We start from the raw sequence: 22,358 nt of genomic DNA, 5'->3' as shown, positions 1-22,358 counted from the left end.
TGAATCAGACAAAACCGCAGCGTCTGCATCGCGAGCAAGCCTGCTCCCACATGCCTAGGCCTCCAGGCCTTGGGTATCCCACTGTCCGCTGCAGATCGCCGCGTAGAGCATACCGATGGTCAGCGGTACTTTGCTTTCCCGACCCTTGGCCTTGCGCTTGAGGTGCGGGTCATTACCGGCGGGCTGGAAATAGCGATAGGCATCGTAGTCCGCCAGTTCCAGGCCAAAACGTTCTTCCAGGGCTTCTATCAAATGCTGGGCATCCGCGCCATTGCAGCCCAAATCAGCATTGATCGCGGTCTTGAGGCTGATGGTCTTGTGCTCCGGCAAACCGATTTCTTCATGTAGCAACTGCATCAGCTCACGCAGGGTTGGGGTATCCGGGAGGTCTGGGGCGAGGTTCATTATTCATTGTCCCGATTTTCAGTGTGAGCGTTTGTTGGAGTGTCTTTTATGGCGCTGTTAAAAGTGCTATTTTTAGTGCTTGATTGTGTTGGCTCAGCAGCTTACAGATTTAGCAGATGAGTCTTTCCGTATACATAGGCATGAGGCCATATCATGACATTCGCCATGCTCGCTAAAGTCGCTGCGTCAGTAACAGATCTGAAAAAAGACCCCATGGGTACTTATCGTGAAAGCGGTGGTGACCCAATGGTCATTCTCAATCGTAACGAACCTGCGTTTTATATTCTTTCCCCTGAGCGCTACGAGCTGTTGCTGGAGATGATCGACGACGCTGAATTGGCCAGGTTGGTCAAAGAGCGGCGTGGCAATCCTACAATCAAGGTCGAAATTGATGAGCTCATCGCAACTGCCGAGAAAAACTGAGTCGCAGGCAGATGCAATCAAGACTTATACCCTTGAGTTCGAAATTGAAGCAAAAAAGGAGCTGGAAAAGCTGGATAAGGTGCTCCAGATCCAGCTACTAAAGAAGCTCAAGTGCCGTTTGTTGTCCCCAAAGGTTCCGGCCGCCGGGCTCAGGAATGTGCCGAACTGTTACAAAATCAAGCTGCGTGCCAGCGGGGTGAGGCTGGTGTATGAAGTGATTGATAACCGTCTGATAGTTCTGGTGCTTGGCGTCGGTCGTCGTGATGACCATGCTGTCTATATCGCCGCGAAGAAGCGTCTGCACTAGTGATATCGGGTAATTTCAAAACACACCTGTATCATCCTCTCTCAATTTGCCCCCGACCTTTTCTCGATCGTCTGCAAACTTGGCGTTAAAGTTTTGCGCGTGTGGCGGTCAATGGAGTGACAGTGATGTACAACACCCTGGAACAGGTTTTCGGTTATCCACAATTTCGTGCCGGGCAAGAGGCGGTGGTCAGTGCTGTTTTGGCCGGGCGTTCGGCGGCAGCGATTTTCCCCACGGGCTCGGGCAAGTCGTTGTGTTATCAACTGCCGGCGCTGCTGTTGCCCCACCTGACGCTGGTGGTTTCGCCGCTGTTGGCTCTTATGCAGGACCAACTGGCTTTTTTGCAGCGCCACGGCATTGCCGCCGCCAGTATTGATTCCGCGCAAAGTCGTGAGGACGCCAGTGCCGTGATGGCCCGGGCCAAAGCGGGCGAATTGAAGATCCTGATGATTTCGGTCGAGCGCCTGAAAAACGAGCGCTTCCGTAACTTTTTGCAGCAAGTACCGATTTCACTGCTGGTGGTGGATGAAGCCCACTGTATTTCTGAATGGGGGCATAACTTTCGCCCTGATTATCTGAAACTTCCAGACTACCAGCGCCAGTTCAATATCCCCCAAGCCTTGCTGCTTACAGCGACCGCCACGCCCAATGTGATCGCGGACATGCAGGCCAAGTTCGCGATTGCCGAGACGGATGTGATCACCACCGGCTTCTATCGCGCCAACCTCAACCTGTGGGTTGAGCCGGTCAGCGGCGCGGCAAAGCGCCAGCGCCTGGTGCAGTGGATGAACGGGCGCATCGGCCAGCCGAGCATCGTCTATGTCACATTGCAACGGACCGCCGAGCAGATTGCCGAGCACCTCAGCCAGCACGGTATCAGTGCCAATGCTTATCACGCCGGTTTGCCCCATGAGCAGCGCGAGGGCATTCAGCGCCAGTTCATGGGCGGGCAGCTGAACTGCATCGTCGCCACCATCGCCTTCGGGATGGGTATCGATAAAAGCGATATCCGCAATGTGGTGCATTTCGACCTGCCCAAATCGATTGAAAACTATAGCCAGGAAATCGGTCGCGCCGGGCGTGATGGCCAGCCCTCCGACTGTCTGGTGCTGGCCAACCGCGACAGCCTTAACGTGCTGGAAAACTTTGTGTATGGCGACACGCCCGAGCTTGCGGGTATTCGCTGTGTACTTGAGGAGTTGCGTGGGGCAATACCTGAAGGGCAGTGGGAATTTATGCTGCTGCCGTTGTCCGATCAGAGCAATATTCGTCAGCTACCACTTAAAACCTTGCTGGTGCAGCTGGAGTTGCGCGGCTTGATAGCACCGCGCTATGCCTACTTTGCCGAGTATCGTTTCAAATTCCTGATCGAGCCCGAGGTATTACTGGCCAAATTCGAAGGTGAACGTCAGCAATTTGTCTCGGCCATCATTCAGACCTCCACCCGCGCCAGAACCTGGGCCACGGTAAATTTCGACACCCTGTACGGGCAGCATCAGGCCGATCGCAATCGGGTGGTCAAGGCGCTGGATTATTTTCAGGAGAAGGGTTGGATCGAGCTTGAAAGCAAGCAGATGACCGAGGTCTACAGCCTGCTGGTGAGCGATTTTGATGCCGAGGCATTAAGCCAGGAACTGCATGCTTACTTCTGTGCCCACGAGAGCGGCGAGATCAAGCGGATTCACGCAATGCTGGCGCTGTTTGCCAGTGATACCTGTCTGAGCTACCGACTGGCCCGGTATTTTGGCGATGACCAGGCACCACGGCAGTGCGGGCATTGCTCGGTATGCGCAGGGCAGGTGGCGCGTTTACCGGAGCCGCCCGCGCTGGCGCCGCTTGTGGATAAAAACGTTGAAGCACTGTGTGGCGCTTTTATCCACAGGCATCAGGAATACGCAGGAAGTAATCCCCCGGCAGAACGCCTGACCCGGTTTTTATGCGGGATCAGTGTGCCGATGTTCACCAAGATGAAAGCGCGGGCCATTCCGGGGTTTGCAGCGTTGGAAAATTATCCCTATGCCGAGGTTCGCGATTGGGCTGCGAAGCATCTGAACGGTCTGTAATCCAACTACCTGTGGGTGTTGTGGGAGCGGGCTTGCTCGCGATTGGGTCGCCGTGGTTTGACAGATAGACCGCGTCGTAGCCATCGCGAGCAAGCCCGCTCCCACAAGGTGTTATGCACCTACCCCAACAACTCGCGTAGCACACGGGTGAAGTCGCGGCAGCTGGCCTCTTCATCGGCATGATGCCCGTCGCGAACTACCCATTGGCCGTTAACCATCACGTTGCGTATCTGGCGGTCGCCGCCGGCAAACAACCAGCGGTTTAAAATGGCGTCGTCCTGTGCGGTGGCCAGGTACGGGTCGTTGCCGTCAAGCACCAGCCAGTCGGCGCGTTGACCAACGGCCAAGCCAGCGACTGGTTGCCCCATCGCTTGTGCACCACCCGCCAGGGCGGCGTCGTACAGCGTACGCCCGACCATCGGCTGATCACTGCGATACATCCGGTTGCGGCGTTGGTCGCGCAAACGTTGGCCGTACTCCAGCCAGCGCAGTTCCTCGACCACGCTCAGTGACACATGGCTGTCCGAACCGATGCCCATGCGCCCGCCTTGAGCGAGGTAATCCACCGCCGGGAAAATACCGTCACCCAGATTGGCTTCAGTGGTCAGGCATAACCCGGCTACGGCCTTGCTCTGCGCCATCAGTTGAACTTCGTCTGCGTTGGCGTGGGTGGCATGCACCAGGCACCAGCGCGAATCGACTTCGACATTGTCATATAGCCACTGGATCGGTCGCTTGCCGCTCCAGCTCAGGCAGTCGTCGACTTCCTTTTGTTGCTCGGCAATATGGATATGCACCGGGCAGGTTGTGTCGCTGGCGCCCAGCACTGCGTTTATTTGCCCGGGAGTAACGGCGCGTAACGAGTGAAAACACAGCCCCAGGGTCTGCGCTGGCTGTTGCGCCAGTAGCGGCTTGAGCTGTTGCTGCAATTTGAGGTATTGCTCGGTGCTGTTGATAAAGCGCCGCTGACCGTCGTTGGGTGCCTGGCCGCCAAAACCCGAGTGGCTATAAAGTACCGGCAGCAACGTCAGGCCAATGCCGGTGGAGCGTGCAGCTTCGCTAATTCGCAGTGCCAGCTCAGCCGGGTTGGTATAGGGCTGCCCTGACAGATCGTGATGGACATAATGGAATTCCGCCACCGAGGTGTAACCGGCCTTGAGCATCTCGATGTACAACTGACGGGCAATGACGCCGAGTTGTTCAGGGCTGATTTTTCCGACGAGCCGATACATCAAGTCGCGCCACGTCCAGAAGCTGTCATTGGGGTTGCCCGCCACTTCGGCCAAACCGGCCATGGCCCGCTGGAACGCGTGAGAGTGCAGGTTCGGCATGCCCGGCAACAGCGGGCCGCTCAAACGTTCTGCCCCGTGCGCGTCGGCATTGGCTGTAATTTGTGTCAGGCAACCATCGGCACCCACCTCGATTCGGACATTGGCAGACCAGCCAGTCGGTAGCAGGGCGCGCTCGGCAAAGAAGACAGACATCGGTTCGGTACCCCAAAGCTTGTTATTTGTATATACATATACAGACGTTTGCCTGCCCGGTAAACTCCGGCAAGCTACGCCCTTTACTCATGAACAAGGATTGCCTGTGTCGACTCCGCCTGTCGTGTCCCCGCTGGCCGCCCACATGGGCGACAGCCCGGCCCCGCTTTACGCCCGCGTAAAGCAAATGATCACTCAACAGATCCAGAGTGGAAACTGGCCGCCGCATTACCGTGTGCCATCTGAAAGCGAACTGGTGACCCAGTTGGGTTTCAGCCGCATGACCATCAACCGTGCGCTGCGTGAAATGACCGCCGACGGCTTGCTGGTGCGCATGCAGGGTGTCGGTACTTTTGTGGCCGAGCCCAAGACACAGTCCGCGCTGTTTGAAGTCAACAACATCGCTGATGAAATTGCTGCCCGCGGGCACACTCACACCTGCAAGGTCATCAGCCTGGGTGAAGAAATGGCCGGCTCGGAACGCGCCGCCGTGCTCGATATGCGTGAAGGGCAAAAGGTCTTTCATTCCCTGATCGTGCATTACGAAAACGGGATTGCCGTGCAAATCGAGGACCGTTTCGTGAATGCACAGGTGGCGCCGGACTACCTCAAGCAGGATTTCACCCTGCAAACACCGTATGCCTATTTGTCTCAGGTCGCACCGCTGACCGAAGGCGAGCATGTGGTCGAAGCGATTCTGGCTGACCCCAAAGAGTGCAAGTTGCTGCAAATCGAGCCAGGCGAGCCGTGCCTGCTGATTCGCCGCCGCACCTGGTCGGGCCGTCAGCCTGTGACCGCCGCCCGGCTGATCCACCCCGGTTCCCGTCATCGTCTTGAAGGACGCTTCAATAAATGAGCCAGCCCGTTGTTTTACGTGCCGTCGATTATCCACGCATGCCGTGGAAAAACGGCGGCGGCAGCACTGAAGAAATCACCCGTGACGCAGGTGAAGGCCTCGTCGGTTTTGGCTGGCGCCTGTCGATTGCCGATATTGGCGAATCAGGCGGCTTTTCGCGTTTTGAGGGTTATCAGCGGATTATCAGCGTGCTGCAAGGCGCGGGCATGAACTTGCAAGTTGACGGGGCGAGCACGCGGGCACTGTTACCCTTTGATGCATTTGCGTTCAAGGGTGAAAGCACCGTCTCCTGCACCCTGATTGATGGGCCGATCCGTGACTTCAACCTGATCTACGCCCCGCAGCGCTACGCAGCACGTCTGCAATGGCTGGATGCAACCGTCCCGCAACGCCTGTTCAGTTCGGCGCAGACCGTATTGGTGTTCAGTGCGGGCGAGCAGGTGCATGTTGGCCTGGGTAACACCTGCCATGAACACCTGGGCCGCTACGACTGCCTGCAACTAAGCGGCAATCGCGAGTTGCTGGAAATCACGCTAACCGGGCTGTGTTGCGTGATTGAGTTGAGCGCGGTCTGACACAGTCCTGATCAGGTGGGAGCGGGCTTGCTCGCGATGCAGGTGACTCGGTTTATTGGCGGGTCGCAGTGATGCGATCGCGAGCAAGCCCGCTCCCACAGAACACATGCGTTACCAAACGCCCCAAATCAGCGCACAGATCTACTTCAGTAACACCCCTCGCTAATTTCTCCCTCTCCACCAAGAAACTTCTCTTGCGGTTGCGCACCTTTATTTCCGTGGCTTGCAGCTTTTTCATCAGGAAAATTTTCAGATTGGCCGCTAACTTGCATATGCTTGTATGTACAAGTACATAAGTGTGCGTCGATCCTCTTCTCACACCCGACGCATCTGCCCAACGCTGAGGAGTTACCCGTGACTTCAACTACCCCAAAATCGCCTGCCGAGTTCACCCGTCACCGTGATGGTGAGATCCGCGCCGCCCGCGGCACCCAGCTCACTGCCAAAAGCTGGATGACCGAAGCACCCCTGCGGATGCTGATGAACAACCTCGACCCGCAAGTGGCCGAGAACCCGACTGAACTGGTGGTGTATGGCGGTATTGGTCGGGCAGCGCGCAACTGGGAGTGCTACGACAAAATCGTCGAAAGCCTGACCAACCTCAACGATGACGAAACCCTGCTGGTGCAATCGGGCAAGCCGGTCGGCGTGTTCAAAACCCACAGCAACGCGCCACGGGTACTGATCGCCAACTCCAACCTGGTACCGCACTGGGCCACCTGGGAGCACTTCAACGAACTCGACGCCAAGGGCCTGGCCATGTACGGCCAGATGACCGCCGGCAGCTGGATCTACATCGGCAGCCAGGGCATCGTCCAGGGCACCTACGAAACCTTCGTCGAGGCCGGTCGCCAGCACTACAACGGCAGCCTGGTCGGCAAGTGGGTACTGACCGCAGGCCTGGGCGGCATGGGCGGCGCACAACCACTGGCAGCAACTCTGGCCGGTGCCTGCTCGCTGAACATCGAATGCCAGCAAAGCCGTATCGATTTCCGTCTGGCCACCCGTTATGTCGACGAGCAAGCCGCGGACCTGGATGACGCACTGGCGCGTATTGCCAAATACACCGCTGAAGGCAAAGCGATTTCCATTGCCCTGTGCGGCAACGCTGCTGAACTGCTGCCAGAAATGGTTCGCCGTGGTGTGCGCCCGGACATGGTCACCGACCAGACCAGCGCCCACGACCCGCTGAATGGCTACCTGCCAAAAGGCTGGACCTGGGAGCAGTACCGCGACCGCGCCGTGACCGATCCGGCTGCTGTGGTCAAAGCTGCCAAAGCGTCAATGGGTGAGCACGTTGAAGCGATGCTGGCATTCCAGAAAGCTGGCGTGCCGACCTTCGACTACGGCAACAACATCCGTCAGATGGCTAAAGAAGTTGGCGTAGAAAACGCCTTCGACTTCCCGGGTTTTGTCCCTGCTTATATCCGCCCACTGTTCTGCCGTGGTGTAGGGCCGTTCCGCTGGGTCGCGCTGTCGGGAGATGCCGAAGATATCTACAAGACCGATGCCAAGGTCAAGGAGCTGATCGCCGACGACGCTCACCTGCACAACTGGCTGGACATGGCGCGCGAGCGCATCAGCTTCCAGGGGCTGCCGGCACGTATCTGCTGGGTCGGCCTGGGCCAGCGTGCCAAGCTGGGCCTGGCGTTCAACGAAATGGTGCGCAGCGGCGAGCTGAAGGCCCCGATCGTGATTGGCCGCGACCACCTGGACTCCGGCTCGGTATCCAGCCCGAACCGCGAAACCGAAGCCATGCAGGACGGTTCGGATGCCGTGTCCGACTGGCCACTGCTCAATGCCTTGCTCAACACTGCCAGCGGCGCGACCTGGGTGTCGCTGCACCACGGCGGCGGCGTCGGCATGGGCTTCTCCCAGCATTCGGGCATGGTGATCGTGTGTGACGGTACCGACGAAGCGGCTGAGCGCATCGCCCGTGTCCTGCACAACGACCCGGCCACCGGTGTAATGCGTCACGCCGATGCCGGTTACGACATCGCCATCGATTGCGCCAACGAGCAGGGCCTGAACCTGCCGATGATCAACGGCTGACCCACGGGCACGAATCTTGTGGGAGCGGGCTTGCTCGCGATGCAGTCGCCTCGGTGCTTCAGGCCGTACGAGGTGATGCCATCGCGGGCAAGCCCGGCTCCCACAAGGTTACGAACAATTTCTATAATTTCGGTAACACGCGTGAAGGAGTATTAACGTGCTTGAGTTAAACCTGATCCCCGGCCAACTGAGCCTTGCCCAACTGCGTGACATTTATCAGCAGCCGGTTACCCTCAGCCTGGACGCGAGCGCCTCGGCGCAGATCGATGCCAGCGTGGCGTGCGTTGAGCAGATCCTTGCCGAAAACCGCACCACCTACGGTATCAATACAGGTTTTGGCTTGTTGGCTTCGACCAAAATCGCCAGTGAAGACCTGGAAAACCTCCAGCGTTCGCTGGTGCTGTCCCACGCCGCTGGTATCGGCGAACCGATCAGCGATGACCTGGTGCGCCTGATCATGGTGCTCAAGGTCAACAGCCTGAGCCGTGGTTTCTCCGGGATTCGTCGCGTGGTCATCGATGCATTGATCGCCCTGATCAATGCCGAGGTTTACCCGCATATTCCGCTCAAAGGTTCGGTGGGCGCATCGGGCGATCTGGCACCCCTGGCGCATATGTCGCTGGTGCTGCTGGGTGAAGGCAAGGCCCGTTACAAAGGCGAGTGGCTGGATGCCGTCACTGCCTTGAAACAAGCCGGTCTTGAGCCGCTGACCCTGGCTGCCAAGGAAGGCCTGGCCCTGCTTAACGGTACTCAAGTATCGACGGCCTACGCTCTGCGCGGTCTGTTTGAAGGCGAAGACCTGTTTGCCGCTGCGATGGCCTGTGGCGGCCTGACCGTTGAAGCCGTTCTGGGTTCGCGCTCGCCGTTCGACCCACGCATTCATGCTGCCCGCGGCCAACGCGGTCAAATCGACGCGGCGGCGATTTATCGCGATCTGCTGGGCACCAGCAGCGCAGTGTCCGAGTCGCACAAAAACTGCGACAAGGTACAAGACCCGTACTCCTTGCGCTGCCAGCCACAAGTCATGGGCGCCTGCCTGACCCAGTTCCGTCAGGCCGCCGAAGTGCTGGGCATTGAAGCCAACGCGGTGTCGGATAACCCGCTGGTATTTGCCGAACAGGGCGACGTGATCTCCGGCGGTAACTTCCACGCCGAGCCGGTTGCCATGGCTGCAGACAATATGGCGTTGGCCATTGCCGAAATCGGTTCGCTGAGTGAGCGTCGCATCTCGTTGATGATGGACAAGCATATGTCGCAACTGCCGCCGTTCCTGGTGGCCAATGGCGGCGTCAACTCCGGTTTCATGATCGCCCAGGTGACGGCTGCGGCCCTGGCCAGCGAGAACAAGGCGTTGTCCCACCCGCATAGCGTGGACAGCATTCCTACCTCGGCCAACCAGGAAGACCACGTATCGATGGCGCCTTCTGCAGGCAAGCGTCTGTGGGAAATGGCCGAAAACGTTCGCGGTGTTCTGGCCATTGAATGGCTGGCCGCGTGCCAGGGCCTGGATCTGCGTGATGGCCTGAAAACGTCCGCCAAGCTGGAAATCGCTCGCACCACCCTGCGCAGCAAAGTCGCGCATTATGAAAAAGACCGTTTCTTCGCGCCGGACATCGAAATCGCCATGCAACTGCTGGCGTCCCGTTGCCTGAACGCACTGCTGCCTGCACACGTTCTGCCAAGCCTGTAATCCAAAAAAACGCAGAGGGCCTACGGGCTCTCTGCGTCTCTGTTTTCGCCGACAAAAATAATCAAGGACGCGAAATGCAAAACCAGACTCAAGGTTTGAAACGCGGGCTTTCCGCTCGCCACATCCGTTTCATGGCGCTGGGTTCAGCGATCGGGACGGGTCTTTTCTATGGTTCAGCTGCTGCCATCCAGATGGCTGGACCTGCTGTGCTGCTGGCTTACCTGATTGGTGGCGCGGCGGTCTTCATGGTCATGCGCGCACTGGGCGAAATGGCCGTGCACAATCCGGTGTCCGGTTCCTTCGGTCACTACGCCAGCACCTATCTGGGGCCCATGTCGGGCTTTATTCTCGGCTGGACCTATGCCTTCGAGATGATCATCGTGTGTCTGGCCGATGTCACCGCGTTCGGTATTTACATGGGCTTCTGGTTCCCGGAAGTGGCGCGCTGGATCTGGGTGCTGGGTATCGTGCTGCTGATTGGCGGCCTGAACCTGTGCAGCGTTAAAGTCTTCGGTGAAATGGAGTTCTGGCTGTCGCTGCTCAAGGTTGCTGCCATCGTGGCGATGATCCTGGCCGGCTTCGGCATCATGCTGTTTGGTATTGGCACCTCGGGCACCTCGGGCAGCTCCGATGCGGTGGCGACCGGCATCAGCAACCTGTGGTCCTTCGGCGGCTTCATGCCCAATGGCGTGGGCGGTTTGATCGCCTCGTTTGCCGTGGTGATGTTTGCCTTTGGCGGCATTGAAATCATTGGTATTACCGCTGGCGAAGCCAAAGACCCGCAGCGTGTGATCCCTAAAGCGATCAACGCGGTGCCGCTGCGCATTCTGCTGTTCTATGTACTGACTCTGTTTGTACTGATGGCCATTTACCCGTGGACTCAGATCGGCAGCCAGGGCAGCCCGTTTGTGCAGATCTTTGACAGTCTGGGTATCAGCTCGGCGGCCACCATCCTCAATATTGTGGTGATCTCGGCGGCAGTGTCGGCGATCAACAGCGACATCTTCGGTGCAGGCCGCATGATGTACGGGCTGGCCCAGCAAGGGCAGGCGCCCAAGGGCTTTGCCAAAATCTCCAGACACGGCGTGCCGTGGATGACCGTGCTGGTAATGGGCGCCACCTTGCTGGTGGGTGTGGTGCTTAACTACCTGATCCCGGAAAACATCTTTTTGGTAATCGCCTCGATTGCGACCTTTGCCACGGTATGGGTATGGCTGATGATTCTGGTCACCCAGGTGGCCATGCGTCGTTCCATGACCCGTGAACAAGTGGCCGAACTCAAGTTCCCGGTGCCGTTCTGGCCGTATGCGCCGATTGCCGCCATTGTGTTCATGGTGTTTATCTTCGGCGTACTGGGTTACTTCCCTGAGACACAAGCCGCGCTAATGGTAGGTGTGGTCTGGATTCTCATGCTGGTTGTGGCTTATCTGCTGTGGGTAAAACCTGCAGCGGGTCGGGCAATTGAAGTGGCTCCCGAGCTTTCCTGAGTTTTTGATCATTGACGGAGTGACGCGATGAAAACCCTTTGGCAGCACTGCAATGTCGCAACAATGGCCAACGGCACGTACTCGATCATCGAGGATGCCGCCCTCGTCACCCGTGACGGCTACATTGAGTGGCTTGGCCCGCGTCAGCAGTTGCCGACGGGCGAATATGGGCAAACCCACGGCCTTGAAGGCGCGTGGGTAACGCCGGGGCTTATCGATTGCCATACGCACACGGTGTTTGGCGGCAACCGCAGCGGTGAGTTCGAGCAGCGTCTGCAAGGCGTGAGCTATGCCGAAATCGCCGCGGTCGGCGGCGGTATTGCCAGCACTGTGCGTGCGACCCGCGCGGCCAGCGAGGACGAGTTGTTCGACAGTGCCCGTCAGCGTTTGCGGTGTTTGCTGCGCGATGGCGTGACCAGTGTCGAGATCAAGTCCGGTTATGGCCTGAGCCTGGAGAGTGAACGCAAAATTTTGCGGGTGATCCGCCGTCTTGGCGAAGCATTGCCGGTCACGGTGCGCAGCACCTGCCTGGCCGCCCATGCCTTGCCGCCGGAGTTCAAGGATCGCGCCGATGACTATATCGAGCATATCTGCAACGAGATGCTACCCGCGCTGGCGGCCGAAGGGCTGGTGGACGCTGTGGATGCGTTCTGCGAATACCTGGCGTTCTCACCGGCCCAGGTCGAGCGGGTGTTCAAGGTAGCGCAGCAATTGGGCCTGCCGGTCAAATTGCACGCCGAGCAGCTGTCTTCATTGCATGGCTCCAGCTTGGCGGCGCGCTATCAGGCGCTGTCGGCCGATCATCTGGAATTCATGACCGAAGAAGACGCCATTGCCATGGCCGCCTCCGGTACCGTGGCCGTGCTCTTGCCTGGTGCGTTTTACTTCTTGCGTGAAACCCAGTTGCCGCCGATGGAGGCCCTGCGCAAGCACGGGGTAAAAATCGCCATTGCCAGTGACCTCAACCCGGGAACCTCGCCGGGACTGTCGTTGCGCCTGATGCTGAACATGGCCTGCACCCTGTTCCGTATGACCCCCGAAGAAGCCCTGGCCGGGGTCACCCTGCACGCGGCAACGGCATTGGGCATGGGCGAGACCCACGGCTCGCTTGAGCCCGGCAAGGTGGCCGACTTTGTCGCCTGGAACATTGATCGTCCGGCAGACCTGGCTTATTGGCTGGGCGGTGATCTGGACAAACGCGTCGTGCGTAGCGGCGTTGACGTAACGCTTTAGGAGAAAGCTTGTGGACAAGGTTCTGACATTCAAACAAGGCCGCGTGCCGTTGCTGATCAGCATGCCCCATGCTGGTCTGAAACTGACTCCGGCAGTCAAGGCCGGGCTGATCCCTGAGGCGCAAAGCCTGCCGGACACCGACTGGCATATCCCGCAGCTTTACGACTTTGCCAGCGAGCTGGGTGCCAGCACCCTGGCAGCCGAGTATTCGCGGTTTGTGATTGACCTCAATCGCCCGCAGGACGATGCGCCGATGTATGTGGGCGCTACCACAGGTTTGTTCCCGGCCACGCTGTTTGATGGCGTGCCATTGTTTCGTGAAGGGCTGGTGCCTACGAAAGAGGAGCGTGCGACGTACCTGGAGCAGATCTGGAAACCCTATCACCAGACCCTGCAACAGGAACTCAATCGTATGAAAGACGAGTTTGGCTATGCGCTGCTGTTTGATGCGCATTCCATTCGTTCGCAAATCCCTCATCTGTTTGACGGCCGTCTGCCGGACTTCAATCTGGGCACCTTCAATGGTGCCAGTTGCGATCCGACGCTGGCCCGCGATCTTGAAGCCATTTGTGCCGAGCATCCAGCCTACAGTCATGTACTGAACGGACGCTTCAAGGGTGGCCATATCACCCGTCATTACGGCAGTCCGGTGGACAACATCCATGCTGTGCAACTGGAACTGGCCCAGTGCACCTATATGGAAGAGTTCGAGCCGTTCAACTATCGCGAAGACCTTGCGGCACCGACCCGGGTGGTACTCAAGCAATTGTTGGCGCGGATTATTGAATGGGGGCGGGAACGTTAAGTCAAAAGCCCCTCACCCTAGCCCTCTCCCGGAGGGAGAGGGGACAGAGTGCGCGCGGCCTCAAGAACACCGACAATCAGCCCCCCTCGCCCTACGGGAGAGGGTTGGAGGCGCGCCACCGATCCAAACCCCATCCTTTTAGTAAGGGCATGCTCAATACCTCCAATCGGGTTTATGATGCCTGACGGCAATCTCTTTCGACCCCTCCCTGGAGTGCGTAATGCAGACCTTGTTCCCGCAGATCAAACCCTACGCCCGGCATGAACTGGCGGTCGATGGCCCGCATGTGCTCTACGTTGACGAGAGCGGTTCGCCAGACGGCCTGCCGGTGGTGTTTGTCCACGGCGGGCCGGGGTCGGGTTGCGATGCCAACAGCCGCTGCTATTTCGATCCGGGCCTGTATCGCATCATCACCTTTGATCAGCGCGGCTGTGGTCGCTCGACACCGCACGCCAGCCTGGACAGCAACACCACGTGGGATCTTGTCGCCGATATGGAGCGGATTCGCCTGTACCTGGGCATCGACAAGTGGGTGTTGTTCGGCGGTTCGTGGGGCTCGACCCTGTCACTGGCGTACGCGCAAAGCCATCCAGCGCAAGTACATGGCCTGATTTTGCGTGGGATCTTTCTGGCGCGGCCGCAGGAAATCGAATGGTTCTATCAGGCAGGGGCCAGCCGGATTTTCCCCGACTACTGGCAGGACTATATCGCGCCGATCCCTGAGGAAGAGCGTGACGACCTGATGAGTGCCTTTCACAAGCGCCTCACGGGCAACGACCAGATTGCCCAGATGAATGTGGCCAAGGCATGGTCGACCTGGGAAGGCCGCGCCGCCACCCTGCGGCCCAACCCGCAGGTGGTCGAGCGCTTCTGCGACCCGCACCGGGCATTGTCCATTGCCCGTATCGAATGCCATTACTTTATGAACAACGCGTTCCTTGAGCCCAATCAACTGCTGCGGGACATGCACAAGATTGCCCACCTGCCGGCCGTGATCGTGCATGGCCGCTACGACATGATCTGCCCGCTGGATAACGCCTGGGAGCTGCACCAGGCCTGGCCGGGCAGTGAGCTGCAAATCATCCGTGAAGCCGGGCACGTCGCTTCCGAGCCTGGCATTACCGACGCCCTGGTACGCGCCACCGAGCAAATGGCCCGTCGTCTGCTCAACTTGCAGCCTGACGAAGCATGAAGGGGCTGTTGCAGCGCGTCAGTGGCGCGCGGGTAGAGGTGGCGGGGGAGATTGTCGGTTCAATCGATCAGGGCTTGCTGGTGCTGGTTGCCGTCGAGCCCGGGGATACCGAAGCCAGCGCCGCCAAGTTGCTGCATAAGCTGCTCAACTATCGGGTATTCAGCGATGCCGAAGGCAAAATGAACCTGTCACTGGCCGATATCGGCGGCGGCTTGCTTCTGGTTTCGCAATTTACCTTGGCGGCAGACACCAAGAGCGGCCTGCGTCCGAGCTTTTCCACGGCAGCACCACCGGCATTGGCCGAGGCGTTGTTCAATCAGCTGCTTGAAGCGGCAAAACGACTTCACCCCAGCGTCGAATCGGGGCGTTTTGGCGCTGATATGCAGGTGCATTTGATCAATGATGGCCCTGTGACATTTTTGTTACAAACCTAAAACCCTGAAAAACCGTGTTTTCGTCTGAAAACAGGGGGTTTTAGCGAGAAATACTTGCTGACAGTAGATGCGTTGTAACGCGGGCTACTAGATAATCCTGCGCTACACAGAGACTAATCCGACACGTCCGGGGAATCATTTATTCCTTTGACGGTCGGAACAGTGCTCGCCAACCTGGCATTTAGATCGCTGGCCGTTGGTTTCATCATCTGTTTTCGGCGAGGTTTGCTCGTGATTGTTAGTCCATTAAATGCACCAAAAATGTCTGCCAAGCGGTTGCGTAACGCACTGGTGACGGGCTCTGCGCTCTTTTGCTTGTTCGGTGCGGGTCAACTGTGGGCATTCAGTCTGGATGACGTGGCGGCTGAGGCTAAAACCCTCGCCGAGCAGAAGTACCAAGCGCCGCGCAGCAATTTGCCAAAGGAATTCCGCGACATGAAATTCGCGGACTACCAGAAAATCCAGTTCAACCGTGACAAGGCCCAGTGGGCGGGTGACAAAACCCCGTTCAAACTGTCCTTCTATCACCAGGGCATGCATTTCGACACGCCGGTGAAAATCAACGAAGTGACCGCCACCACGGTTGAAGAGATCAAGTACGACCCGAGCCGTTTCGACTTCGGTGACGTCAAGTTCGATCCTAAAGCCACCGAAAACCTCGGTTGGGCGGGTTTCCGCGTGCTGTATCCGATCAACAAGGCGGACAAACAGGACGAGATCATGACCATGCTCGGCGCGAGTTACTTCCGCGTTGTGGGCAAGGGCCAGATCTATGGTCTGTCGGCCCGTGGTATGGCGATCGACACGGCATTGCCGTCGGGCGAAGAGTTCCCGCGCTTCACCGAATTCTGGATCGAAAAACCCAAGCCTAACGACAAGCATCTGGTGATCTTCGCCCTGCTGGACTCGCCACGGGCTACCGGTGCTTACCGCTTTACCCTGCGCCCGGGCGTGGACACGGTAGTGGATGTCAAAGCGCAAATGTTCCTGCGTGACAAGGTCGGCAAGCTGGGCATCGCTCCGCTGACCAGCATGTACCTGTTTGGCGCCAACCAGCCGTCCAAGGTCCTCAACTACCGTCGCGAACTGCACGATTCGTCGGGCCTGGCCATTCACGCCGGTAACGGCGAGTGGATCTGGCGTCCGCTGAACAATCCGAAACACTTGTCGGTAAGCAACTTCGCCGTTGAAAACCCGCGTGGTTTCGGCTTGCTGCAACGTGGCCGGGATTTCAGCCACTACGAAGACCTGGATGACAACTACCATAAGCGTCCAAGTGCGTGGATCGAACCTCAGGGCGACTGGGGCAAAGGCTCGGTTGATCTGGTAGAAATTCCGACTGCTGATGAAACCAACGACAACATTGTTGCTTTCTGGAGCCCGGACACCCTGCCGGAGCCGCTCAAGCCGTTTGATTTCGCTTATCGCCTGCACTGGACCATGGATGAAGCAGCTCTGCACCCGGCCGACAGCGCCTGGGCACAACAGACCCTGCGTTCGACCGGTGACGTCAAGCAATCCAACCTGATCCGCCAACCAGACGGCAGTGTGGCGTATCTGGTGGACTTCGAAGGCCCGTCCCTCAAGGCTCTGCCGGAAAATGCTGCTGTGCGCAGCCAGGTCAGTGTGGGTGACAACGCCGAACTGGTTGAAAACAACGTGCGTTACAACCCTGAAACCAAGGGCTGGCGTTTGACCCTGCGGTTGAAAATCAAAGACCCGAGCAAGGCCACGGAAATGCGTGCAGCGCTGGTCCAGGACGTTGAGCCGGCTGCGGCCGCCAAAGCGGATAAGGCACCTGAGACCAAAGCCGAGAAAGCTGCGGCCAAGGCACAGGACAAGAAAGACCACGCAGCCAAGGACGCCAAGGCGCCTGAAGCGACCCCAGCCACTCCGGAGCCGGTCAAGACTGAAAAAGTGCTGACCGAGACCTGGAGCTACCAGTTGCCAGCCGATGAGTAATGCTCAGCCCCACCCGGCCTCGCTCAGCGAGTACCTGGCGCATTTACCACTGAGCGATGAGCAGCGCGCGGAACTGGCGAACTGCACCTCGTTCGCCGAGTTGCATGCGCGCTTGTCGGCGCAGAGCGACGTGGATGCCGCCGAGGCCGCTCAGGCTTCGGTGGGCACGCGTCTGAACCTGACTTCGGCGGCTGAACTTGAGGAAGCAGAAATGCTCGCCCTCGACGCCAGCGGCCGGGTCATGCTCAAGGCTACGCCGCCGATTCGCCGTACCAAGGTAGTGCCAGAGCCATGGCGCACCAATATCCTGGTGCGTGGCTGGCGGCGCCTGACCGGGCGCAGCAACCCGCCCAAGCCGGAAATCGACGAACGCGTCCTGCCCAAGGCCCGCTGGCGTACGGTGGGTTCGATCCGCCGCTACATCCTGCTGGTGTTGATGCTCGGCCAGACCATCGTTGCGGGCTGGTACATGAAAGGCATCATGCCGTACCAGGGCTGGTCGTTCGTTGACCTTGAAGAAGTATTGCACCAGCCGTTGATGCAAACGGCCCAGCAAGTGCTGCCCTATGCCCTGCAAACCAGCATCCTGATCCTGTTCGGGATTCTGTTCTGTTGGGTGTCGGCGGGTTTCTGGACCGCCCTGATGGGCTTTCTGGAACTGCTGACCGGGCACGACAAATACCGTATTTCCGGCGCCAGCGCCGGTAATGAACCGATCCCGGAACAAGCGCGTACCGCGCTGGTGATGCCGATCTGCAACGAAGACGTCACCCGTGTATTCGCGGGTTTGCGCGCGACTTACGAGTCGGTGGCCGCCACCGGCGACCTGGACCGCTTCGACTTCTTCGTCCTCAGTGACAGCAACGACCCCGATATCTGCGTTGCCGAGCAACAGGCCTGGCTGGATGTATGCCGCGAAACCGAAGGCTTCGGGCGGATCTTCTACCGCCGTCGCCGTCGCCGTGTAAAACGTAAAAGCGGCAACCTTGACGACTTCTGCCGTCGCTGGGGCGGTGATTACAAGTACATGGTGGTGCTCGACGCAGACAGCGTGATGAGCGGTGAGTGCCTGACCAGCCTGGTACGCCTGATGGAAGCTACGCCGGACGCCGGTATCATCCAGACCGCGCCACGAGCCTCGGGCATGGACACGCTGTATGCGCGCATGCAGCAGTTCGCCACCCGTGTGTACGGCCCGCTGTTTACCGCCGGCTTGCACTTCTGGCAGTTGGGTGAATCCCACTACTGGGGTCACAACGCAATTATCCGCATGAAGCCGTTTATCGAGCACTGCGCCCTGGCGCCGCTGCCGGGTAAAGGCGCTTTTGCGGGCGCGATCCTGTCCCACGACTTCGTGGAAGCTGCGTTGATGCGCCGTGCCGGTTGGGGGGTGTGGATTGCCTACGACTTGCCGGGCAGCTATGAAGAATTGCCGCCTAACCTGCTGGATGAACTCAAGCGTGACCGTCGCTGGTGCCACGGTAACCTGATGAACTTCCGCCTGTTTCTGGTCAAGGGTATGCACCCGGTGCACCGTGCGGTGTTTCTGACCGGGGTGATGTCGTACCTGTCGGCACCGTTGTGGTTCTTCTTCCTGCTGTTGTCGACGGCCCTGCTGGCGGTCAACACGCTGATGGAGCCACAGTACTTCCTGGAACCACGGCAGTTGTACCCGTTGTGGCCACAGTGGCACCCGGAAAAAGCCGTGGCGCTGTTTTCCACCACCATCGTCTTGTTGTTCCTGCCCAAGCTGCTGAGCATCATTCTGATCTGGGCCAAGGGTGCCAAAGAGTTCGGTGGCAAGTTCAAAGTAACGCTGTCGATGCTGCTTGAGATGCTCTTCTCGGTGCTGCTGGCACCGGTGCGCATGATCTTCCACACCCGCTTTGTACTGGCCGCGTTTCTGGGCTGGGCGGCGACCTGGAACTCGCCACAGCGTGACGACGACTCCACGCCGTGGAGCGAAGCCGTACGCCGTCATGGCCCGCAAACCCTGCTGGGTGCTGCATGGGCTGCATTGGTGCTGTGGTTGAACCCGAGCTTTTTGTGGTGGCTGGTACCGATTGTCGGTTCACTGATGTTGTCGATCCCGGTTTCCGTGATCTCCAGCCGGGTGAAACTGGGCCTCAAGACCCGTGACGAAAGCCTGTTCCTGATTCCTGAGGAATATGCGCCGCCCCGTGAGTTGTCGGCTACGGCCGAGTACACCCATGAAAATCGCTACCATGCGCTGCATGACGGTTTTGTCCGGGCCGTGGTTGATCCGCAGCAGAACGCATTGGCCTGTGCTTTGGCGACCTCGCGTCACCGGGAAGCCGAGCCGATTGAGTGGTTGCGTACCGAGCGTGTGCGTCATGCACTCAAAGTCGGTCCAGAGGGCGTTACCAACAACGAGCGCATGCAGTTGTTGAGCGACCCGGTTGCCCTTGCACGCCTGCATGCGCTGGTGTGGAGCGAGGGGCACGAAGGCTGGCTGAACGCCTGGCGTGAGTCGGTTGCTGCCGACCCTCACGCACCGCTGTTGCCGTTGCAGCCTGCAGCTTGATCCTTCGTGAGCAACCCGTTTCCGCTTTAAGTGGGAGCGGGCTTGCTCGCGATTGCATCACCTCGTAATACCTGTTGCACCGCGTCGCTTGTATCGCGAGCAAGCCCGCTCCCACAGTGACTGTATCCCCCGGCCATTGGCCTTTTCTGTTTCAAAACTCGTCTCACAACCCTCAGTGAGTTAGCATCCGTTTTCGAATGGGTGAGCGCCCGGCTTTATTGGCTTTTTGCTTCAAGCCAGCCGCAGGCCAACACCTTAATTGAGTAGGTGAGGGGGAGTTGATGATGAAGAAGTTTGTCTCGAAACTGCTGTGCGGTGTCACTGCACTGCTGGCGATCAGCGCAGCCCATGCAGGCGCAATTGATGATGCGGTCAAGCGTGGCACCTTAAAGGTGGGCATGGACCCTACCTACATGCCCTTTGAAATGACCAACAAGCGTGGCCAGATCATTGGCTTCGAAGTTGACCTGCTCAAAGCGATGGCCAAGTCCATGGGTGTCAAGCTGGAGCTGGTGTCTACCGGTTACGACGGCATCATCCCGGCCCTGATGACCAACAAGTTCGACATGATCGGCAGCGGCATGACCCTGACCCAGGAACGCAACTTGCGCCTGAACTTCAGCGAACCCTTCATTGTTGTGGGCCAAACCCTGCTGGTACGCAAGGAACTGGCTGACAAGATCAAGTCCTACAAAGACCTCAACGACCCGCAATACCGCCTGACCTCGAAAATCGGCACCACCGGCGAAATGATCGCCCGCAAGCTGATGTCCAAAGCCCAGTACCACGGCTACGACAACGAGCCTGAAGGTGTGCTGGACGTGGTTAACGGTAAGGCTGATGCCTTTGTATACGACGCGCCTTACAACGTTGTAGCCGTCAACAAGTTCGGTAACGGCAAACTGGTGTTCCTTGACCAGCCATTCACCTACGAGCCACTGGCCTTCGGTCTGAAGAAGGGTGACTACGACAGCATCAACTTCATCAACAACTTCCTGCACCAGATCCACGAAGACGGCACTTACGATCGCATCCATGACAAGTGGTTCAAAGACACCGCCTGGCTCAAGGACATGGAATAAGGCTGATTGAATCATCGCGGGCTTGCCCGCGATGACGGCCTCCCTAGCGATACAAGACGTGGAACCTGAAAGTGATCAAACAAAAAAAAGCCCAGTGGCCCTGGCACGTATTGACCGTGCTGGTGCTCATCGGCCTGGCGGGGGCTTTGTATTACGCCACCTCGCTGATGTCTTACGAATGGCGCTGGAACCGCGTCCCCCAGTATTTCGCTTATCAGGCCGAAGAAGCCCAGCGGGCTGCTGAGCACTCGACCATCATCGAACTGGTACGCAAGGGCGACACTGCCGAAGTGCTGCTGCGCGGTGATGATGGCAATGAACAACGGGTGAGCGTTGCCGGCAATAGCCTGCAACTGGCCGAAGGTGACGAAGTCGACGAAGGCGATGTGATCGGCGTCAACCGCCACTGGGCTGCGGGGCCGCTGCTGTGGGGCCTGTGGACGACCGTCTGGCTGTCGCTGGTGTCTGGCGTACTGGGCTTGATTATCGGGCTGGTTACGGGCCTGTGCCGGCTATCGAACAACCCGACCCTGCGCGACCTCTCGACACTGTACGTCGAACTGGTCCGTGGCACGCCGTTGCTGGTGCAGATTTTTATCTTCTACTTCTTTATCGGCACCGTACTCAACCTGTCCCGCGAATTTGCCGGTATTGCCGCGCTGTCGCTGTTCACCGGTGCGTATGTGGCTGAAATCATCCGCTCGGGCGTGCAGTCCATTGCTCGCGGGCAAAACGAAGCGGCCCGCTCGCTGGGCCTCAACGGCAGCCAGTCGATGCGCTATGTGGTGTTGCCGCAGGCGTTCAAGCGGGTGCTGCCGCCATTGGCCGGGCAATTTATCAGCCTGGTCAAGGACACTTCGCTGGTGTCGGTGATTGCCATTACCGAACTGCTCAAAAGCGGTCGGGAAGTCATCACTACCTCGTTTTCGCCGTTCGAAATCCTGTTCTGCGTAGCGGGCCTGTACCTGTTGATCAACCTGCCGCTGTCGCATTTCGCCAGCCGGCTTGAGCGGAGGCTCGCGCAAAGTGATTGAAGTTCGCGAACTGGTAAAAGTCTTCGACACCCGCGGCCATATCGTGCGCGCCGTGGACAACGTCAGCACCACCGTCGCCCAGGGCGAAGTGCTGGTGGTGATTGGCCCGTCGGGTTCCGGCAAGTCGACTTTCCTGCGCTGCCTCAACGGCCTGGAAGACTTCGACTCGGGCTCCGTCAGCATCGACGGCCTGGATCTGGCCAACCCCAAGACCGACGTGAACGCCTACCGGCGTGAAGTCGGCATGGTGTTCCAGCATTTCAACCTGTTTCCGCATATGACCGTGCTGGAAAACCTGTGCCTGGCGCAGAAGGTTGTGCGCAAGCGCGGCAAGACCGAGCGCGAAGCCAAGGCCCGGGCATTGCTGGACAAGGTCGGGATCGGGCAAAAAGCCAATGAGTACCCGTCACGTCTCTCGGGTGGCCAGCAACAGCGTGTGGCAATTGCCCGTGCGCTGGCGATGGAACCCAAGGTGATGTTGTTTGACGAGCCGACTTCGGCGCTCGACCCGGAGATGGTCGGCGAAGTGCTGGACGTGATGAAGACCCTGGCCCGCGAAGGCATGACCATGGTCTGCGTGACCCACGAAATGGGCTTTGCCCGTGAAGTGGCGAACCGCGTGTTGTTCTTCGACCACGGCAAGTTACTGGAAGATTCCGCCCCGGAAGATTTCTTCACCTCGCCCAAAGACCTGCGCGCCCAGGCGTTTTTGCGTCAGGTGCTTTAAGA

General features: G+C 58.7%; 19 protein-coding genes. 17 read left to right on the top strand and 2 right to left on the bottom strand.

The genetic code is table 11. The annotated features are described in order from the left end of the window. Positions 1-54: 54 nt before the first annotated feature. Positions 55-405: a DUF1493 family protein gene (locus tag HBN79_RS01580; protein WP_095000811.1), complete on the bottom strand. Its 351-nt coding sequence runs from the start codon at positions 403-405 to the stop codon at positions 55-57. A 153-nt stretch (positions 406-558) separates the two neighbouring features. Here HBN79_RS01580 and HBN79_RS01575 point away from each other — a divergent pair, with 153 nt between their 5' ends. From HBN79_RS01575 to HBN79_RS01565, 3 genes are all read left to right on the top strand, one after another. Then, on the top strand, positions 559-828 hold the full coding sequence (locus tag HBN79_RS01575) for a type II toxin-antitoxin system Phd/YefM family antitoxin (RefSeq protein ID WP_169916159.1): 270 nt from the start codon (positions 559-561) through the stop codon (positions 826-828). Beyond that, positions 797-1,135 (top strand): type II toxin-antitoxin system RelE/ParE family toxin, encoded by a 339-nt coding sequence (locus HBN79_RS01570; RefSeq protein WP_095000812.1) that lies wholly within the window; start codon positions 797-799, stop codon positions 1,133-1,135. Before HBN79_RS01575 ends, HBN79_RS01570 begins: the two co-directional genes overlap by 32 nt. Before the next feature lie 125 nt (positions 1,136-1,260). Next, positions 1,261-3,198: an ATP-dependent DNA helicase RecQ gene (locus HBN79_RS01565; protein WP_095026354.1), complete on the top strand. Its 1,938-nt coding sequence runs from the start codon at positions 1,261-1,263 to the stop codon at positions 3,196-3,198. Positions 3,199-3,317: 119 nt separating this feature from the next. On the opposite strand, the gene HBN79_RS01560 is transcribed toward HBN79_RS01565, so the two are convergent. Further along, complete coding sequence (locus HBN79_RS01560) at positions 3,318-4,682, bottom strand: formimidoylglutamate deiminase (RefSeq protein WP_169916158.1); 1,365 nt, start codon at positions 4,680-4,682, stop codon at positions 3,318-3,320. 145 nt (positions 4,683-4,827) lie between these two features. Between HBN79_RS01560 and hutC the strand changes: the two genes are divergently transcribed. The 14 genes from hutC (at position 4,828) to HBN79_RS01490 (ending at position 22,356) form a co-directional block, all read left to right on the top strand. After that, positions 4,828-5,538 carry a histidine utilization repressor gene (gene hutC / locus HBN79_RS01555; protein WP_153326946.1) on the top strand — a complete coding sequence of 237 codons (711 nt, stop codon included), beginning with the start codon at positions 4,828-4,830 and terminating at the stop codon, positions 5,536-5,538. Then, complete coding sequence (locus tag HBN79_RS01550; protein ID WP_095000816.1) at positions 5,535-6,113, top strand: HutD family protein; 579 nt, start codon at positions 5,535-5,537, stop codon at positions 6,111-6,113. Before hutC ends, HBN79_RS01550 begins: the two co-directional genes overlap by 4 nt. A 354-nt stretch (positions 6,114-6,467) precedes the next feature. Next, entirely contained in the window at positions 6,468-8,165 is a 1,698-nt protein-coding gene (hutU, locus tag HBN79_RS01545; protein ID WP_095000817.1) for a urocanate hydratase, read from the top strand. A gap of 157 nt (positions 8,166-8,322) precedes the next feature. Further along, positions 8,323-9,855, top strand: a complete 1,533-nt coding sequence (gene hutH, locus HBN79_RS01540; RefSeq protein WP_095000818.1) for a histidine ammonia-lyase — start codon at positions 8,323-8,325, stop codon at positions 9,853-9,855. 74 nt (positions 9,856-9,929) lie between these two features. Then, positions 9,930-11,342: an amino acid permease gene (locus HBN79_RS01535; RefSeq protein ID WP_169916157.1), complete on the top strand. Its 1,413-nt coding sequence runs from the start codon at positions 9,930-9,932 to the stop codon at positions 11,340-11,342. Positions 11,343-11,369: 27 nt separating this feature from the next. Further along, entirely contained in the window at positions 11,370-12,575 is a 1,206-nt protein-coding gene (gene hutI / locus HBN79_RS01530) for an imidazolonepropionase (RefSeq protein ID WP_095017737.1), read from the top strand. A gap of 10 nt (positions 12,576-12,585) precedes the next feature. Beyond that, positions 12,586-13,380 (top strand): N-formylglutamate deformylase, encoded by a 795-nt coding sequence (gene hutG / locus HBN79_RS01525; protein ID WP_095023777.1) that lies wholly within the window; start codon positions 12,586-12,588, stop codon positions 13,378-13,380. 220 nt (positions 13,381-13,600) lie between these two features. Then, the gene (pip, locus tag HBN79_RS01520) at positions 13,601-14,572 is read left to right on the top strand and encodes a prolyl aminopeptidase (RefSeq protein ID WP_169916156.1); all 972 of its coding nucleotides are present in this window, start codon (positions 13,601-13,603) and stop codon (positions 14,570-14,572) included. Next, positions 14,569-15,006, top strand: a complete 438-nt coding sequence (dtd, locus tag HBN79_RS01515; protein ID WP_095000823.1) for a D-aminoacyl-tRNA deacylase — start codon at positions 14,569-14,571, stop codon at positions 15,004-15,006. The genes pip and dtd overlap by 4 nt, the downstream gene beginning before the upstream one ends. Positions 15,007-15,237: 231 nt before the next feature. Then, complete coding sequence (locus HBN79_RS01510) at positions 15,238-16,968, top strand: glucan biosynthesis protein G (protein WP_095001089.1); 1,731 nt, start codon at positions 15,238-15,240, stop codon at positions 16,966-16,968. Then, the gene (mdoH, locus tag HBN79_RS01505; protein ID WP_095017735.1) at positions 16,961-19,513 is read left to right on the top strand and encodes a glucans biosynthesis glucosyltransferase MdoH; all 2,553 of its coding nucleotides are present in this window, start codon (positions 16,961-16,963) and stop codon (positions 19,511-19,513) included. The genes HBN79_RS01510 and mdoH overlap by 8 nt, the downstream gene beginning before the upstream one ends. A gap of 284 nt (positions 19,514-19,797) precedes the next feature. Continuing rightward, on the top strand, positions 19,798-20,595 hold the full coding sequence (locus HBN79_RS01500; protein WP_016783160.1) for a transporter substrate-binding domain-containing protein: 798 nt from the start codon (positions 19,798-19,800) through the stop codon (positions 20,593-20,595). Between the two features lie 71 nt (positions 20,596-20,666). Continuing rightward, positions 20,667-21,629: an amino acid ABC transporter permease gene (locus HBN79_RS01495; protein ID WP_095000825.1), complete on the top strand. Its 963-nt coding sequence runs from the start codon at positions 20,667-20,669 to the stop codon at positions 21,627-21,629. Continuing rightward, complete coding sequence (locus HBN79_RS01490) at positions 21,622-22,356, top strand: amino acid ABC transporter ATP-binding protein (RefSeq protein WP_095000826.1); 735 nt, start codon at positions 21,622-21,624, stop codon at positions 22,354-22,356. Before HBN79_RS01495 ends, HBN79_RS01490 begins: the two co-directional genes overlap by 8 nt. Positions 22,357-22,358: the final 2 nt, after the last annotated feature.

The organism is Pseudomonas sp. WS 5051, assembly GCF_012985715.1.
GTDB lineage: Bacteria > Pseudomonadota > Gammaproteobacteria > Pseudomonadales > Pseudomonadaceae > Aquipseudomonas > Aquipseudomonas bubulae.
This window is presented reverse-complemented; position numbering and strand designations above follow the sequence as displayed.

Bases quoted from the DNA above. Each gene is read 5' to 3' on its own strand.
- HBN79_RS01550 (WP_095000816.1), top strand. From the start codon at position 5,535: ATGAGCCAGCCCGTTGTTTTACGTGCCGTCGATTATCCACGCATGCCG.
- HBN79_RS01570 (WP_095000812.1), top strand. From the start codon at position 797: ATGAGCTCATCGCAACTGCCGAGAAAAACTGAGTCGCAGGCAGATGCA.
- HBN79_RS01560 (WP_169916158.1), bottom strand. From the start codon at position 4,682: ATGTCTGTCTTCTTTGCCGAGCGCGCCCTGCTACCGACTGGCTGGTCT.
- hutC (WP_153326946.1), top strand. From the start codon at position 4,828: ATGGGCGACAGCCCGGCCCCGCTTTACGCCCGCGTAAAGCAAATGATC.
- pip (WP_169916156.1), top strand. From the start codon at position 13,601: ATGCAGACCTTGTTCCCGCAGATCAAACCCTACGCCCGGCATGAACTG.
- HBN79_RS01500 (WP_016783160.1), top strand. From the start codon at position 19,798: ATGAAGAAGTTTGTCTCGAAACTGCTGTGCGGTGTCACTGCACTGCTG.
- dtd (WP_095000823.1), top strand. From the start codon at position 14,569: ATGAAGGGGCTGTTGCAGCGCGTCAGTGGCGCGCGGGTAGAGGTGGCG.
- hutI (WP_095017737.1), top strand. From the start codon at position 11,370: ATGAAAACCCTTTGGCAGCACTGCAATGTCGCAACAATGGCCAACGGC.
- HBN79_RS01580 (WP_095000811.1), bottom strand. From the start codon at position 405: ATGAACCTCGCCCCAGACCTCCCGGATACCCCAACCCTGCGTGAGCTG.
- HBN79_RS01565 (WP_095026354.1), top strand. From the start codon at position 1,261: ATGTACAACACCCTGGAACAGGTTTTCGGTTATCCACAATTTCGTGCC.
- mdoH (WP_095017735.1), top strand. From the start codon at position 16,961: ATGAGTAATGCTCAGCCCCACCCGGCCTCGCTCAGCGAGTACCTGGCG.
- HBN79_RS01575 (WP_169916159.1), top strand. From the start codon at position 559: ATGACATTCGCCATGCTCGCTAAAGTCGCTGCGTCAGTAACAGATCTG.
- HBN79_RS01535 (WP_169916157.1), top strand. From the start codon at position 9,930: ATGCAAAACCAGACTCAAGGTTTGAAACGCGGGCTTTCCGCTCGCCAC.